The sequence below is a fragment of the Rhizobium oryzicola genome (assembly GCF_030504645.1).
In the GTDB taxonomy this organism is placed as follows: Bacteria; Pseudomonadota; Alphaproteobacteria; order Rhizobiales; family Rhizobiaceae; genus Neorhizobium; species Neorhizobium oryzicola.
This window is the reverse complement of record NZ_JAUKWQ010000016.1, coordinates 1-15,438: the sequence shown is the minus strand read 5'-3', so window position 1 is coordinate 15,438 and position 15,438 is coordinate 1. Positions and strand designations below refer to the sequence as shown.

General features: G+C 57.3%; 17 protein-coding genes and 1 pseudogene. 7 read left to right on the top strand and 11 right to left on the bottom strand.

The genetic code is table 11. The features are described from left to right. Positions 1 to 25 precede the first annotated feature (25 nt). Genes Q2T52_RS25795 through Q2T52_RS25780 form a run of 4 tightly spaced genes read right to left on the bottom strand, consistent with a single transcriptional unit; the run spans position 26 to position 4,164 of the window. Positions 26 to 1,276, bottom strand: coding sequence for an ABC transporter substrate-binding protein (locus Q2T52_RS25795; RefSeq protein ID WP_302079795.1), 1,251 nt, complete (start codon positions 1,274 to 1,276; stop codon positions 26 to 28). A 46-nt stretch (positions 1,277 to 1,322) separates the two neighbouring features. Next, the gene (locus Q2T52_RS25790) at positions 1,323 to 2,168 is read right to left on the bottom strand and encodes a carbohydrate ABC transporter permease (protein WP_302079839.1); all 846 of its coding nucleotides are present in this window, start codon (positions 2,166 to 2,168) and stop codon (positions 1,323 to 1,325) included. Beyond that, entirely contained in the window at positions 2,168 to 3,049 is an 882-nt protein-coding gene (locus Q2T52_RS25785; RefSeq protein ID WP_302079794.1) for a carbohydrate ABC transporter permease, read from the bottom strand. Before Q2T52_RS25785 ends, Q2T52_RS25790 begins: the two co-directional genes overlap by 1 nt. Continuing rightward, positions 3,046 to 4,164: an ABC transporter ATP-binding protein gene (locus Q2T52_RS25780; RefSeq protein ID WP_302079793.1), complete on the bottom strand. Its 1,119-nt coding sequence runs from the start codon at positions 4,162 to 4,164 to the stop codon at positions 3,046 to 3,048. The genes Q2T52_RS25785 and Q2T52_RS25780 overlap by 4 nt, the downstream gene beginning before the upstream one ends. 105 nt (positions 4,165 to 4,269) lie before the next feature. Here Q2T52_RS25780 and Q2T52_RS25775 point away from each other — a divergent pair, with 105 nt between their 5' ends. Further along, positions 4,270 to 5,142 (top strand): LysR family transcriptional regulator, encoded by an 873-nt coding sequence (locus tag Q2T52_RS25775; protein WP_302079792.1) that lies wholly within the window; start codon positions 4,270 to 4,272, stop codon positions 5,140 to 5,142. A 240-nt stretch (positions 5,143 to 5,382) separates the two neighbouring features. On the opposite strand, the pseudogene Q2T52_RS25770 reads toward Q2T52_RS25775, so the two are convergent. Further along, positions 5,383 to 5,955, bottom strand: a pseudogene (locus Q2T52_RS25770) (IS6 family transposase). Positions 5,956 to 6,260: 305 nt separating this feature from the next. Between Q2T52_RS25770 and Q2T52_RS25765 the strand changes: the two are divergent. Beyond that, a protein-coding gene (locus Q2T52_RS25765; RefSeq protein ID WP_302079791.1) for an IS3 family transposase occupies positions 6,261 to 7,399 on the top strand; the annotation gives its coding sequence in 2 pieces (ribosomal slippage) (positions 6,261 to 6,519 and positions 6,519 to 7,399; 1,140 coding nt in all). Between the two features lie 118 nt (positions 7,400 to 7,517). Here Q2T52_RS25765 and Q2T52_RS25760 read toward each other — a convergent pair. Together Q2T52_RS25760 and Q2T52_RS25755 are read right to left on the bottom strand one after the other, a co-directional pair. Further along, on the bottom strand, positions 7,518 to 8,201 hold the full coding sequence (locus tag Q2T52_RS25760; protein ID WP_302079790.1) for a hypothetical protein: 684 nt from the start codon (positions 8,199 to 8,201) through the stop codon (positions 7,518 to 7,520). Between the two features lie 2 nt (positions 8,202 to 8,203). Then, positions 8,204 to 8,341 carry a hypothetical protein gene (locus tag Q2T52_RS25755; RefSeq protein WP_302079789.1) on the bottom strand — a complete coding sequence of 46 codons (138 nt, stop codon included), beginning with the start codon at positions 8,339 to 8,341 and terminating at the stop codon, positions 8,204 to 8,206. Between the two features lie 265 nt (positions 8,342 to 8,606). Here Q2T52_RS25755 and Q2T52_RS25750 point away from each other — a divergent pair, with 265 nt between their 5' ends. From Q2T52_RS25750 to Q2T52_RS25735, 4 genes are all read left to right on the top strand, one after another. Next, on the top strand, positions 8,607 to 8,894 hold the full coding sequence (locus Q2T52_RS25750) for a helix-turn-helix domain-containing protein (protein WP_302079788.1): 288 nt from the start codon (positions 8,607 to 8,609) through the stop codon (positions 8,892 to 8,894). A 302-nt stretch (positions 8,895 to 9,196) separates the two neighbouring features. Beyond that, positions 9,197 to 9,880, top strand: a complete 684-nt coding sequence (locus tag Q2T52_RS25745; protein WP_302079787.1) for an SOS response-associated peptidase — start codon at positions 9,197 to 9,199, stop codon at positions 9,878 to 9,880. Between the two features lie 25 nt (positions 9,881 to 9,905). Beyond that, positions 9,906 to 10,202: an I78 family peptidase inhibitor gene (locus tag Q2T52_RS25740; RefSeq protein WP_302079786.1), complete on the top strand. Its 297-nt coding sequence runs from the start codon at positions 9,906 to 9,908 to the stop codon at positions 10,200 to 10,202. A 605-nt stretch (positions 10,203 to 10,807) separates the two neighbouring features. Beyond that, the gene (locus Q2T52_RS25735; protein ID WP_302079785.1) at positions 10,808 to 10,972 is read left to right on the top strand and encodes a hypothetical protein; all 165 of its coding nucleotides are present in this window, start codon (positions 10,808 to 10,810) and stop codon (positions 10,970 to 10,972) included. Between the two features lie 524 nt (positions 10,973 to 11,496). On the opposite strand, the gene Q2T52_RS25730 is transcribed toward Q2T52_RS25735, so the two are convergent. Together Q2T52_RS25730 and Q2T52_RS25725 are read right to left on the bottom strand one after the other, a co-directional pair. Further along, complete coding sequence (locus tag Q2T52_RS25730; RefSeq protein WP_302079784.1) at positions 11,497 to 12,768, bottom strand: Y-family DNA polymerase; 1,272 nt, start codon at positions 12,766 to 12,768, stop codon at positions 11,497 to 11,499. Further along, positions 12,765 to 13,196, bottom strand: a complete 432-nt coding sequence (locus tag Q2T52_RS25725; RefSeq protein WP_246301846.1) for a LexA family protein — start codon at positions 13,194 to 13,196, stop codon at positions 12,765 to 12,767. The genes Q2T52_RS25730 and Q2T52_RS25725 overlap by 4 nt, the downstream gene beginning before the upstream one ends. A gap of 175 nt (positions 13,197 to 13,371) precedes the next feature. Here Q2T52_RS25725 and Q2T52_RS25720 point away from each other — a divergent pair, with 175 nt between their 5' ends. Then, on the top strand, positions 13,372 to 13,719 hold the full coding sequence (locus tag Q2T52_RS25720; protein ID WP_302079783.1) for a hypothetical protein: 348 nt from the start codon (positions 13,372 to 13,374) through the stop codon (positions 13,717 to 13,719). Positions 13,720 to 13,753: 34 nt separating this feature from the next. Here Q2T52_RS25720 and Q2T52_RS25715 read toward each other — a convergent pair whose 3' ends face one another. Continuing rightward, complete coding sequence (locus Q2T52_RS25715) at positions 13,754 to 14,329, bottom strand: hypothetical protein (protein ID WP_302079782.1); 576 nt, start codon at positions 14,327 to 14,329, stop codon at positions 13,754 to 13,756. A 171-nt stretch (positions 14,330 to 14,500) separates the two neighbouring features. After that, positions 14,501 to 15,034 (bottom strand): helix-turn-helix domain-containing protein, encoded by a 534-nt coding sequence (locus Q2T52_RS25710; protein ID WP_302079781.1) that lies wholly within the window; start codon positions 15,032 to 15,034, stop codon positions 14,501 to 14,503. Between the last annotated feature and the right edge of the window lie 404 nt (positions 15,035 to 15,438).

The following is a 15,438-nucleotide window of genomic DNA, read 5'->3' as shown; positions in this document are numbered from 1 at the left end:
TAGGCCGCGCGGCAAGTCTGGTGGATCAGCGACGGGGTAAAAGTGCCTGCGTGTCAGCAGCCATGTCGGCGAGAACCGCATCGGCCTCCTCGGCGCGGCTACCGTCCATGATCGACTGCAGACGGTCCTTGATCACGTCGGTGATCTTCAGGCCGTTGTCACCCGGGAAGGCATACCAGCCAGTGAGGTATGGCAGCTGCGAAAGCGCGACCGCCTGGTTCGGATTTTCCGTGTAGAAATCCTTCAGCAGATCTGCAGCCTTGTTATTGGGCGCCATGTAGCCGGTCGTCTTGACCATGATCGCGCCGCCTTCCGGGCCCGTCGCGAACTTCAGGAATTCCCAGGCTGCATTCTGCTTGGCTTTGTCCTTGGCGGTGATCATGGCAACGTTGCCGCCGGCCGGCAGGCGCGAGACGCCTTCCTGGAGATCCGGATAGTTGCCCGTCTTCAGTTCAAACTTGCCGCCGATCTGCTTGGTCACCGCGTTGACGCGGGCCGTCGTCGTCACCATTACGCCGATCTTGCCGGCGGAAAATGCCGCCAGCATCTCGTTCGGCGTCATATCCGGCGACTGCGCCTCTGTTACCAGGCTTGCCAGTGTACCGATCGCCTTTTTGCCCGCTTCGCCGTCAAAGGCGACTTTGCTCTCGTCAGCGTTCAGCATCGTGCCGCCGTTGGCGAACACCATTGCCTGCCACAACCAGTTGCCGGTGATAGCCCATTCCGTTCCGATGCCGTCAGCCTCGCCGCCGGCCTTGATCTTCTTGGACAGCGCAACGATCTCGTCCCACGTCTTCGGCAGGCTGTTTTCGTCGAAACCGGCCTTCTTCACGAGATCCATGTTGTAATAGACGATCGGCAGCGAGATCGCGAAAGGCAGGCCATAGACTTTGCCATCAACGGTACCGGCCTGACGCATGCCTTCGTGATAACCGGCAGCGTTGAAGTCCTTCTCAGCAGCGATGAAGTCGTCGAGCGCAACGGCAATACCCTTGTCGGCCAGAACGCGCACGCGGTTCAGACCCTGGAAGGTGACATCCGGCACATTGCCGGTAATGCCTTCACGTAACACGCGCTGTGCAGCATCCTCGTAATCCTTGTAGGCAGAGCGAAACTCCACCTTGATGTCGGGATGCTTCATCTCGAACGCTTTCACCATTTCATTCTGGGTTGTGTCGAAGAGTTCCGGATAGGCATACTGCACCGTGATGGTGGTTTCAGCCAGTGCGGTAGATGCCATCAGCGACAAAGCCGTAGCTGTCAGGATCAGTTTCATGGGGTGTCTCCGAGTATTTTATGGGGGTGAAGGTTGGGAGGTGGAGTTACTTGATACCGGTGAAGGCGATGCCCTCGATAAAGCGACGTTGCGCCAGAAGGAAAAGGGCGATCAGCGGGGCGACAATGATCGTGGCGGCGGCCATCAGCGGCCCGAAATTCGTCCCCGCCTCGGCATTGCGGAACGCCATCACGCCAAGCGGCGGGGTAAAATAGCCGTCGCTGGACACTGCGATCAGCGGCCAGAAATAGTCGTTCCAATGCGCCACGATCGAGAACACGCCAAAGGCTGTCAGCGCTGGAATTGCGGCTGGCAGCATCACGCGCCAGACGATCGACAGTTCGGAAAGCCCATCCATGCGTGCGGCATCGACGAGATCATCGGGCACGCCCATGAAGAACTGCCGCATCAAGAAGATGCCGAACACCGAGATCGTGAAGGGCAGAACCAGCGCACTGTAGCTATCGAGCAGATCGACGAAATACAGCATGATAAAGAGCGGCACCGCGATCGCGTGATAGGGGATCAACAGGCAGAACAGCACGAAACAGAAGGCGATGCGCCGGCCGATGAAGCGCAGCTTGGCCAGCGCATAGGCCGCGGGCAGCGATACCAGAACCTGCAGGAAGAAGATCGCGAGCGTGACGATGACACCGTTAAGAAGATACAAGGCCAGCGGCGCAGTCGAGAGGGCCTGATTGTAATTTTCGACGAAGGCGAGCTTATGTGGCCACCAGCGCACCGAGTCGGAGAAGATCTCATCCGCCGGCTTGAGCGAGGTCGAGACCATCACCGCGAAAGGCAAAAGGGCAAAGGCTGCAATCGTCATCAGCAGGATATGGCGCATTGCCGAACGGGTCAGGGCAGCGGTCGTCTTGCGGGAAACGGACATCATGCCGGCTTTCCATTTTTCTTGAAAGACACGAAGCGCATCAGGCTTACGGCAACGACAAGCGCGATGAAGACAACGGTGATCGCTGCGGCACGACCGCTGCGGAAGAATTCGAACCCCTCGGCGTAGATCGTGTAGAGCAGGACTTCCGTCGATTTGCTCGGACCGCCCTGCGTCAGAGCATGTACCGTGTCGAAAACCTGGAAGGACCGTATCATCGCGGTGATGGAGACGAAGACCGTGACCGGGGCGAGCAAAGGCCAGGTGATCAGGCTGAAGCGCGCCCAGGCATTCGGCGCTCCATCGATTTCCGCTGCGTCGTAGAGATCGCGGGGAATAGCCGAAAGCCCGGCCATGAACAGCACCATGTTGAAACCGAAGCTCTGCCAGATACCGATCACAGCAAGGACATAGAGTGCGATATCGCCGTCTTTCAGCCAGTTGTGCGGCGCAAGGCCTATGGCCTTTAAGGCGGTATTCACGATGCCGAAGCTTGGATGCAGCATGAACTCCCACACCACCGCCATCGCCAGCAGGCTTGCCATCACCGGCAGGAAGAAGACGGTCCGGTAAAACGAGCGAAGCGACGTTCTCGCATCGATCAAGAGCGCGCTTACAAGACCAAGCGTCACCGAACCAGGCACCACGACCGCCGAATACAGCAGGGTATTGCCGAGCGAGGTCCAAAATATGGGTTCATCTGCCAGCTCGCGGAAATTGTCGAAGCCGATGAAATGCAGCGTCCTGTCGCCGAGCTGGTAATCGGTAAAGGCGAGAACGAAGATCGCCAGAAGCGGAAGGAGCAGGAATATCACCGCCAGCATGGCGGCCGGCGCCATCAGGGCGAGACCGGCGCGGTTCTGGCTCGCCGAAAGCGTCATCGCCGCCGCTCCAGCCGGAACGTCCCGGGCATGCGACGATTGTCCGCCCGGAACACATGCAGACGGGTCTCGTCGATCGTAACTCCGACGCGGTCGCGCAGCGCCGGCCGCTGTCCTGCGGGGTCCGTCCGCACGACTACCATGTCGACGATCCCTTCGGCCTTGACCTGCACGAACAGGTCCGACCCCAGATTTTCGACGTGATGCACGATGCCGCAGAAGATGCCCTCGCTTTCCGCAGTCAGGCGTGCGGCCTCCGGACGAAAGGCGGCATGAATGGCGTTTGTGGTTCCCCGCGCGGTCAGGGAAAGCAGCCCCGCCTCCCGCAGGGTCACCGCCGCAACGTTGATCTTGGGACTTCCGATGAACTCGGCAACCCGCAGATCCTGCGGCATCTGGTAGATCTGGTCCGGTGTATCGACCTGAAGGAGCTCTCCCCCTATCATGACCGCAATCCGGTCCGACATGGTCATCGCCTCGGCCTGATCATGGGTCACGTAAATGAATGTCGAGTCCAGCTGGCGATGCAGCGCCGCTATTTCGCTGCGTGCCTGTACGCGCATCTTGGCATCGAGGTTGGACAAGGGCTCGTCCATCAGGAAGCCGCTCGGCTTGCGCACCATGGCGCGGGCGAGTGCAACACGCTGCCGCTGGCCGCCAGACAGTGCTGCCGGCTTGCGGTCCTTCAGAGCATTGATTGACAAGGCATCGCACACCTTGGCGACTTCGCCCGCGATCTCACGCCGCCTTTCGCTTGCAGAGGGCACAATCTTGCCGATCAAAGAGCGCTGCAATGTCGACATACGGCGCATGGTGAGCGGCACAGCAATATTCTCGGCGACCGTCAGATGCGGATAAAGCGCGTAACTCTGGAAGACCATCGCAAGATCACGATCACGCGGTCGCATCGCGTCGACCTTGCGACCGTCGAGCAAGATATGGCCTTCGGTCTGCTGCTCGAGACCAGCCACGATGCGCAGCAACGTGGATTTGCCGCAGCCGGATGGCCCGACCAGCGAAATAAACTCACCGTCCCGAATGTCCAGATCGATACGCTTCAAAACGTCGGTTTCGCCAAAGCGTTTCGCGACCGCCTGGATGTTGAGAGCTGCCATGAAAAATGCCTGCCAAAGTTTCGTTGGGCGGGATGATATTATATAAATTTTACACACAAGTGACGTATTATAAATTTTCCTTCTACCCCTCATCAGGTCTTATCCATGCGCCCAAAAATCAGCTACACTCAACTTCGCGCCTTCAATGCTGTCGTGCAGGAGGGCAGCTTTACTGCGGCAGCAAAGCGTCTCGGATTGAGCCAGCCGGCAATCACCGCACAGATCAAGGCAATCGAGCAGACCCACGGCGTCATGCTGTTCGAGCGTACGGGCGATGGCGCAAGGATGACGCAGCTGGCCAAACGCCTGTTCCAAGAGACACGCGAGCTGCATGTCATCGAGGATGCCGCATCTGACATTCTTAGCGCTTCCAGTGCCTTGAAGACGGGCGCTCTGCATGTCATGTGCGGCGCCCCCAATCCGGCAATGGCGCTGATTTCCGAATACCGCCGGCTTTATCCCGGGGTGCGTGTAACAGCCAATTTCGGCAATTGGCAGCGCGTCACAACAGCGCTTTACGAGCAGCAATGCGATGCCATCATTCTTACCGGCGTCCCCGATGATGAGACCCTGACGCGAGCCTCTTACATCGAACAGCGGGCGGTTGCGCTGGTGCCGAGCAACCACGCTTTGGCCAAACGCGGCACGCCGGTTTCGCTGCATGAACTTGCCGATCAGCCGCTGATCTTCCGCAACGATCAGTCGCTTACCCAATCAGCACTGAACCGGGCCATGAAAAAGGCCGATCTTAATCTTGAGCCGGCCTTGTCGCTTGGAGAACGCGAGGCTGTCTATGAAGCGGTGCTTCAGAGTCTTGGTATCGGTTTTATGTTCGAGCTTGCCGTCAGCCGCACAGACAACAATGTCACCCGGTTGCCCATCGTCGAACTCGACGAGGTCTATGTGGAACATGTCGCTTGCTTGTCACGCAATATGCGACGACGGGAAGTTCGAGCCTTGATGGAGTTGGCAGCTTGAAAAAACTGATGAGAAGCGCATTCTTGGATGACGCGACGAATGTAAGCGATCGACTGGGGGCGCTACTGGCCGAAATCATCTTTGACGAAGACTACGACGTGTGGATCTCGCTCGAAGAGGATCTGTGACGTGCCCCCAATAAGTGGAGCCCTAAGAGCCGGAATTTTCCATTCATCATCCCTGTGATGGGCACCGTCAATTTGACGAGCTGGAGGCAAAGCGCCTCCTTGGGTCGCCAAATCAGATGCTCACGGCAACGCCTGTCACTTCGGCCCAGGCAGTGAAGGCCTGGGGGGAAGCCTCGCGACGTTCAGCAACGTTGCTGTTGGCGGTACGGTGGAAGAGGTTGGCTATCTGATCGTGGACTGAAAGGAACCGTTGTACGTGCCCGGCTGACTTGAAGCGCTTCATGATCCGCTCCCGTCTTCGGGTCGGTTGATGGCTGTTTTTCCGCTCGATTCTTTATGCCCTTATGCTGCCGATGCTCCACACCCTGCCATGATCTCTCGCATAGCCGCGCCGTAGCTGACGAGTTTATCCGTGATCATCAAGCGCGGTGCGGTGCCTTGCTTCTTGAGCAGCTTGCGCAACAGGTGCCGGAAAACGTCGGCGGATCTGGTTGGCAAAATACAGGCCGAACTTCAGCGCCCACTGTCGCACCGTTTCATAACTGACCAGGATTCCACGGGCGGCCAGCATTTCCTCTACCATGCGCAGGCTGAGCGGGAACCGGAAATAGAGCCACACGGTTTGGCTGGTCACTTCGGCCGGAGAGCGATGGCGGGTATAGCGAGGATCACGGGCGTTGTTCATCCCTCCTCTATGCCCTTATCCGGTCACCCATCGGGTAACCTGACGCTACTCTTTTCCTTGTGTTTGGGCGTGCAAAATAGGCTCTGACTCATATGTGGAACGGCCAGGTTGCCAAGGTTTTTCAGCGCAATTCACCTCCGGACGGTGCAGCCATATGTCCGGCCAATCAACGCGGTTATCGACCGCTGGCCGCGATGAGATCCGCGATGTCGATAGCCTAAAGAGCTGGCTCGGGAAATCTGAACAGCGGGGATAAGTGGAATTTCTGCCTGACTTCGGCTTAGATGCCGGGAACAGGAGAAACCATGACAAGACGACCGCGCCGGAACCATAGCCCGGCTTTCAAGGCGAAGGTGGCACTTGCCGCCATCCGAGGTGAGCAGACGCTGGTGGAATTATCCCAACAGTTTGACGTACACGCCAACCAGATCAAACAGTGGAAAGACCAGCTCCTTGAGGGTGCGACAGGCGTTTTTGGCGATGAAGCGAAGGCCGAACCGGCAGGTCCGGCCGTGGACGTCAAAACACTGCATGCTAAGATCGGCGAATTGACACTGGAGAATGATTTTTTATCCGGTGCGCTCGGCAAGGCGGGATTGCTGGGCGGAAAGAAATGATCGACCGCACGCACAAACTATCCGTCGTGCGCCAGGCGAAGCTTCTCGGCTTCAGCCGTGGCAGCGTCTATTATCTGCCTCGTCCAGTGCCCGACGGCGATCTGGCCCTGATGCGGCGGATCGATGAGCTGCATCTCGACTACCCGTTCGCCGGAAGTCGGATGTTGCAAGGGCTCTTGAGGGGAGAAGGGCTGGAAACGGGGCGATTGCACGTCGCCACGCTGATGAAGAAGATGGGCATCGAAGCGATCTACCGCCGCCCGAACACCTCCAAACCAGCGCCAGGTCACAAAATCTATCCCTACCTCCTGCGCAAGTTGGCCGTCACCAGACCCAACCAGGTCTGGGCCATGGACATCAGCTATATCCCCATGGCGCGAGGATTCGTCTATCTCTGTGCCGTCGTGGACTGGTTCAGCCGGAAGGTCTTGTCGTGGCGGCTGTCGATCACGATGGAAGCGGACTTCTGCATCGAAGCGGTCGAGGAGGCGCTCGCCCGCTATGGCAAGCCCGACATCTTCAACACGGATCAGGGCTCGCAGTTTACCTCGATGGACTTCACGGCGGTGCTGAAGAAAGCTGAGATCGCCATCTCGATGGATGGCAAGGGCGCATGGCGCGACAACGTCTTCGTCGAGCGGCTCTGGCGGTCGATCAAATACGAGGAGGTCTACCTCCACGCCTACAAGACCGTGTCTGAGGCCCGCGTCGGCATTGGCCGATATCTGACCTTTTACAATAGCCGACGCCCACATTCATCCCTTGACCGGCAGACGCCGGATCAGGCCTACTTCAACGCGCTGGCACCCATGATGGTGGCGGCATAATCGAGGCGGAAATCCACTTAGCAAAACGCCCGAAACTGTTCAGACAAACCGAGCCACCTCTGTCTCAGCACGTATACCTTAATGAAGCGAATCTTTGTGGTCCGGTTGTTGAATGGCATCAGAGCTCTTTGGCGGCCACTAACTGGGCGCGACCAGTCGTGCCTGGATGTCGGTACGAGTCCAGGTATGAAAGCCGATAGGAGTTCATAGTGGCATAATCATTGATGTCGCTGGGTTGTCGTTCGTGACGGATCAAACCATTAACAGACAACAGAGACAGAGCATCGGGGATCTTTTTCCTGCTAATGCCTGCGTACTCCCGGATTTTGTCATAACTCAAGTCAACAACGTTTCGCGTGATGTCGCGACGTGCGACGAAAAGAAGGTACAGCTTCAGTGCATCTAGTTCCGCACGATGACGGAGGTGAAGGCGGCGGAAAAACGGAATCCGGCCTGTTGTCGAGTAGAGGCCCTTTGCAGGCAGCATTCCCCATCCCCCGACGGCCGTGTTGAGGTTAGAAAGCCGAACCACACTTCGCTCCTGCTCCTTGATAATGAGGCCGCGCTCAGCAAGTACCTCCAAGCCGCCGGAAATTTTGCTGCGGCTTAACCCTGCTATGTCTCCAATCTTCCCGTAAGTCAGCCTCGCTAGTCCAAAGCCGTCGGTGTGGTGAGCGATAAGCATCAGGCATATGAGCGCAGAGGCTTGATCAGAGCCTCCGCCTCCATCAGACCATGCGAATTGCTTTAGCCCCTGTTGCTCGATCCAGACGGTGGGCAAGGGAACCCATGTGCGCATCATCGTTAGCGTCCTTGTACGACAGAGAGCACGGCGTAGATCGCGTAGCCGGACAATGCGATCGCAGCGAGACTGATTACAAATCCATGGTGCTCAGGCGGTATGCGCAGCATCGAAAAAAGACGGTCGATCAACTCAGACATCGGGGCCTCCTAGGGGTGAAAACTACCATGTCGAAAAATTTAGCGCCGCCATTCCTTTCTTTATAGATACAGTTCCCCGCAGTTCCGCTCAGTCGATATGCTTAAATAATTGTTTTGTTTGAGATTCAATCCGTGTTTTGGTGGTTCAGGGTAAAGAGAATTCAGTTCATGAAGCTGGTTTCGTGAACTGTATGATACGTCATTGACGTAGCGACCAAAACACCGTTTTTTAGCGGATCAAGAAGACCTCTGCTGGACCGCCCTCATGAACAACTTCCCAAGTAATCTTCCACTTGATGCCTTTCTGGACCTGATTGGAAGTACCGCGAAGAATGAGCTGACACCTGCGGTGATACAAGCGATCAGGCGCAGCGTCGCGAGTTCGTGCCGGGAATTCGAGAGGCTGACCCATATTCCGGCCAGAACTGTAGAGGCCTATGAACAAGGACGCCGGAAGCCTGATGCAGCTACAAGAGCTTTGTTTTTGATACTCGCTAAGGAGCCGAAAGCGGCGATGCGGGCACTCTCAAGTGATCCGGGTTGGTTGTTCTGACCATTCTCGTTAGTGGCGCCTCGGTGTCGAGAGAAGAGCTATTTTAGAAGTTCGTTCGATAACTGAATGGAGGGTCTGGCGTGAGGAATCTTCTAATCGTTGTTCTTATGGCAGGATGCGTCTGGATGGGCTGGCGGTTGGCAGACGTCGAGCGTCAAAGATACGCGTTAGTGACGGGCGTTTGTGATATTGATCTGGCGCAGCCACGATCATTGGACTGCCTCACCAACGCTCAGCCACGCGAAAACTGGTTGTGGGATCTGTATTATGGTCTGATTGGATAGAAAATCGAGGGGCAGTGAATGTGTGGCCGTTTTACCAACACCATGACTTGGGCCGAGATCCCTGCCCTCTACAATATCCATGCAGAGACCCCGCCTCCGTCCAACATGCCGCCGCGCTACAACATCGCGCCGACACAGAGCGTCTATTTCGCCCATAAGGACAAAGCCGGCGCGCTAGAAATTGACTACGGGCGCTGGTGGCTCGTGCCCTTCTTCGCAAAAGAGCTGCCGAAAGCGGCAATGTTCAATGCCAGGATTGAGACAGTCGACACGTCAGGGGCATTTCGAGAACCCTTCAAGTCGAAGCGTTGCCTTATTCCGGCTGATGGTTATTTCGAATGGACCACAAGCGAAGAGGACGGCAAGAAAGACCCATGGCTGTTGCAGCTCCCCGAGGGGAAGCCTTTCTCCTTCGCCGGGCTATGGGCGCATAACGACAAGCTAGGCATCACCAGCTGCACGATCATCACAGCGCCGGCCGTCGATCACATCGCTCATATTCATACGCGGATGCCCGTCATGCTGGATCCATCTGCCTATGAGACCTGGTTGGATGCCTCTGTTCAGGGTGCTGAAGCGAAAGCCTTCCTTGTTGAAAACCAGATCGACAGCCAGCTCGAGTTTTACCGTGTCGGCCGGGAGGTGAACTCATCTCGCTATGATGGCAGCGACACGAAAAAGCCAATCCTGAACTCCTTGTAGGAGCTTCAGAGCAAGGAGATTCCCGATGAAGTCGCCGTTCTATTCCTTCCCTATGGTCGCCGCCTGTGTGGCTTTGGCCTCATCTGGTTGCAGCGCGGATGGAGCTTCATCGCCGGCAGCAGGTCCGTGCAAAGCGGAAGCCGCGCAAGGGTTGGTCGGCAAGGAAAAGCCGACAGACGCCGAGGCGATGCAGCTGACTGGCGCAAAGACTGTTCGCCAGATCCAACCCGGCGACATGGTAACCCAGGACTTCAGAGAGGATCGGGTGACGATCGAGACTGATCCCGCCACGGAACTGGTCACTCGGGCCACCTGCGGCTGATTTATCTGTCGCCAAAGAAAAAGGGCCAGCGGAAGCCGCGGCCCTTGAGGTGTGAAGGTCTAAGCCTCCAGAGGGGAACGATCGACGCGGCGGCTGGGAGGACCCGCTGTGTCAATCAAGATTCTATATGGTGGCCCGATCGGCGGCCTGCAAGCTGATCACTGCGCATTCTGGTCCTGCGCGCTGCTTGTCGACGAACGCTTTTCGGCTTCAGACAGCCGCTCAAGTAGCGACTGGATCCGATCGTCGTCCGGTTCGGCTGAAGCCTCTCATGCCTCTGCGCTGCCTTGCGCACCATGTCACTCGAAGCGAGCTGCCTGAAAAACTTGCTTTGATCTGCCATCCGAAACCTCCGTCGCCAAAACGACGGGTTGTGCAACTGGTTCCGGACAGGATGGTGCCATACGGAGAGGTATATTCTCTCTCAACATCATCCAATTACACCGACAAGCGAGGGTTCGCGTCAATGATGCGCGGTCCCCCCAATTTCGCCGCTGCGCAACGAAATCGGCTCCCCCACGCCCCGTAGGCCGCCTCCGGCGGTCATTGACCCAAACCCTCCCTTGTCGGTCCCGCACCTTTGTTTTCATTCAAAGGAGCCGACGATGACCACTTACGACCACATCAACGAATTACGCGCCGAGCTTGCAGCGTCCATCGACCGGCCCGAGCGTCAGCAGATCGCAGCCGAGCTGGCGGCGGTCGAAGCGAAGCTTGCCGAAGAAGAGGCCGCATTCGATGCGCTGATCAGCGCCGAGCCGCCCCACTAGGGCGGCTCTTTCCAATGCCGGCGTCATGGGTATTGTCGCGCTATGATCAAGCGCGTCTTTCTATTCTCAGGAATTGCCGTCTGCCTGTTTGCAGTCGGCTTCTGGTACTTTGTAGCGAGCCTCAGTTGCGGTCTGGACGGCGCGGGCGGATGTAGCAACCTTCCCCCGGCGCCATGGAAGTATCCCAATGCCCTCGCCTACTCTCTGCCGTTCTTAGGCTTAGGCTTGGTGTTTATCCTGGCGAGCCGCCGCTTCAGAGACTAACCCCGTTCTATGAGGACGCCGATCCGCAGGAGGCAGGGAAACCGCGCCTCACACTGATCTGACCCCCTCCGGTCGCACCCAATCGCGAGGGCGCGCTTCAGGTCGACGAACTGACAGCTGGCGCCGTATTTCTTCACCAATGCCTTCCGATCGAGTACTGCGTAACGGTCGCAGCGCCGGCACTCAACGTCGATCGTTTCCGCCCGGTAATCCTTCAGCCGAGGCAGGCTCATCCAAATCCCTCGCTTCTTCTTCGTTTGCTAGCGCGCCACGGCTACGGGCAGTTCTTTGATATTCGTGGTGTAGCGCGGCGACCGACGGTCAAACTTCGTCTGCCAGTCGCGCTTGATGCCGGCCGAGGCCGGGATAAGCGAGCCACGCCCAAATTTCCCATTGACCGCATCCAGGGCTGTCATCAACCGTTCCGACTGGTCACGGTCCCGCGCATCGAACAGGGGCCGCGGCTGTGACGCCGCCCGCACCAGATCGTTCATGATGATGCCGGCCTTTGCGTAGCGATGGCCGTCCCTGAAGATCTTGCGCGCTCCGCTCTGAGCGGCCCGGATCAGGTCAAAAGTATCGTTCGAAGCCTCGGGAAAATGGACTGTCGTTTGAGCCGAGTGCGGCTTGTCCTTCGAGTTAAAGCGCGACGTATGCATGAAGACCGCCATATGTGTCGCCTCGAGACCATGCCGGCGCAGCTTCTCTCCTGCCCTCATCGCATAGGCCGCGACCGCCTCGAGCATTCCGCTCAGATCCGTAACCGGCGTTCCAAAGGATCGGGTCACGGCGCAGCCCTTCCGTTGTGGCGGCACGTCTTCAAGCGGCAGGCATGAAATGCCCTGCAGCTCCAGAACCGTCCTCTCGCCCACCACGCTCAGAAGATTGCGGGCGAGCCGCGCATCAACGCGCGCTAGGTCGCCGGCCGTCTCAATGCCCAGGCCGAATAGCTTTCGCTCTGATGCCGATCCGACGCCCCAAACCTCCCCGACCTCGACGCGATCGAGCCAGCTTTGCCGAACGGCTGCATCTGTCAGGTCGCAGACGCCGCCAAGCTCCGGGTTCTTCTTTGCAATGTGGTTTGCGAACTTCGCCAGTGTCTTGCTCGGGCCAATGCCGACACATGTCGGGATCCCGGTCCATTGTTGAACCGTGGACCGAAGATCGCGGCCGAAGGCGACGCGATCGACGGGCCTGATGTCGGTCATATCCAAAAAGCTTTCATCGATCGAATAGACCTCAACATCCGGAGACCATTGCCGGTAGATCGCATTCAGCCTGGCGCTCATGTCGCCATAAAGGGTGTAGTTGCTGGAGTAGACCGCCACATCATTGTCACGACAGAGATCGCGGATCTTGAAGTAGGGTTCGCCCATGCCAATGCCGAGCGCCTTGGCCTCCGCCGTTCTGGCAACGGCGCATCCGTCGTTGTTGGACAGAACGATCACCGGCCGCTTGGCGATGGCAGGGTCAAAGACGCGCTCGCAAGAGCAATAGAATGAGTTGCCGTCAATCAGTGCGAATGAGGTCATCCCTGCTTCCTCGGTCGCAGCCAATGTACGTTGCAAAGTGCGACGCCCCAGATCTCGACTTCCGCGATCTCCGGAAGGTCGAACAGCGGCATATCTGAATTCTCAAACATCAGCCGCGGACGACCACCCGTCATGCGCAGCCGCTTCAAGGATCGCTCGCCGTGCACGGTCGCCACGACAATATCGCCATCGACCGGCCGCACGCTTCGGTCGACCACGATCAGATCCCCGTGGAAGATCCCGGCGTCCCGCATCGAATTGCCGTCGACCTTCCACAGGAAGGTTGCCGGCGGATTCCGAATCAGGAGCTTTGTAAGGTCGATAGACTCTTCGATGTAGTCATCTGCGGGTGATGGAAAGCCGGCGCATAACCCGTGGAGCATGAGAGGCACATAGATTTCTGCCTCGATTTTCAGGCCGGCGAGCATTCAATTCGATCCTTTCACGACTGGTAGCGAAAGGAACAAACAGGGAACACATGGGGCGTCAAAAATCAAGATAGAAGATTACGCGATCCTAATCTGCAGATCTGCAGCTAACGCGAGTGTCGGCATGGTGGTAGCTTTTCGGAGCACTGTCACAGTGGAGAGGACGAGGATCACCATGACTGACGAAGTGGAACACCTTTCAAATACCCTGATGTGGACCGTCGGCATGATTACCCAAGCCGGGCCGGACGATCTCAAGCGTGTGGCGAGGGCTTATCGAGAAGCGCAGGACTTGGTCTCGAAGATTCCGAAGACTGAGGAAGGCGCGCGCCCTCGCATTATCGCTTGCTTTCATCGGTCGGACGAGTATCGCGCTGCAGACGATATCGCCTGCGTCGGATGGATACTGACCGCAATCCAGGAGCGGGTGAACGAAGGCGATCTACGCGATTGGAGGAAGCTGCGAACGGTTGTGAGGCAGATGGTAAAGCTGCTGCAGGAGCCGGCTACTTCGCTTCACTGAAGCATGCCTTGTGGTGGTACCAAGTTGGCGAGCTTCAAGGTCTGCTCTTAGTCAAGCGACGAGCGGCAGCATACTTGTCGAAGTCCCGAAAATTCGAAAAACAAGCTGCAAACAAGACAGCCGTCTCGGCCAAGAGCAGGGAGCCGATCAGGTACTGCGCGTACAAAAGTGCGGGTACAGCATAGGCCAAGGTTGCAACACCAACTACCCCAGGAATCAGCACCCACGCGGCATAAAGAAACAATCTCCAGCCGTTAGACACGTTGCTACGCATCACAAACCATGTTCCCGTCCAAATCACATGCGGCCCGGCTTTTGCGCGTGCCCGAGCAACGCCCACTGCGTCGATAGGGTGGTCCAGCAATGCCTTAATTTCTGGTACTGTTGCGTGAGATCCGAAGCTCTGCTCATAGGCAAGCTGCAGGACAGCATCCGTCTTTTCTCGACCAGAGAAGAACTTTTCTTCTGCCTGGATACGGGCAGCGTGCCGTTCCTTCCAAGCGTTGCGGATCTTCGTGCTCAATGTGAATAAAGCGATGAAGATGGCGACCGCCTGCATTAGCGAAGCGTTGCCGATTTCTTTGGCAATTGTCGATAGTTCCGGGAGCACCAAAACACCTGTCTGTTCCTTGGAAAGCCGTCCTGCTACGCCAAGGAAGTGGATTATGCGTTTAGTGGTTTGGTGCAGGCTTCGTTAATCTAGAAAGGACGCCGCATGAGCGCCGGCTGATCGCCGATGGCGGCCGGCGCGCGGCGGAAACCAAAGCCACCCCGCTGAGTGTCATGGCGCGGCTTTCGCCGCGCCATTCCTTTTCTGCCTTCCGATCGTCCGGGGCTCCATGGCGATCACCAGGTCATGCACCATCTTCAAGGCCGTATCGTCGAGCTTCTTCAGGTGGTCGACCGTTTCTCCCATCAGCTTGTTTCTCACGTCTTTGCGTGACTTGCCTTTGGGATGAATAGGTCGTTCGTTGACGAAGGGATCGAAGAACTCTTCCGGAGTGATATCCAGGACCTCGAAAACGTGGATCAGCCGTCCGACGGTCATCAAGGAAGAGGCGTTCTCGTAACGGGAATAGGTCGCCTCTTTCACCCCCAGCAGTGTAGCGACTTTGGCTTGCGCAATCTGTCGGTCGGTTCGCAGGTCACGCAGTCTCTGAGCAACAAGCAGATCCAGTTCCTTGAGATCGATGATCTTTCCGTCGAGCCGCTTGCGATAAACCGGATGATCTTTGTTCGGGTCGTCAACGCGTTCAAGTCCGAGATAGCTTACCCACTGCTCGAGTCCGAAACCTGCCATTGCCACCAACCACACTGGAAATTAATCGTTATTCCTCTGGAACAAATAAAGATGGTACCTCGAAAGTCTACCCTGAATAGCTACTTTAGCGCATCGCTTTGCGACCCCGCTCTATGCCTTCGGCACGGAGCCAGCAGGCGCTGTCTCCGCCCATTCGGGTGACGATCGGTTGCGCTGCGGCTTCGCCTTCAATCACATGCATCTTGGGCAAAAATCGGTACCGACATTTACAGCCTCTCCCGATCGACCCATATTGGCTACTGATCAAGTCAGGTCGTGGCAAGTCTCTAGCCGGGCGTGTCGCAAATTTTTCTGGTTAACGAGCTGTTGACCACAACGGTGGAAATTCCGCTCCCGATGTAGCGGAGCGTAGTCATGATCCTGAATGCCATTGCCGAGAAGCTGAAGCGCCAGTCGAA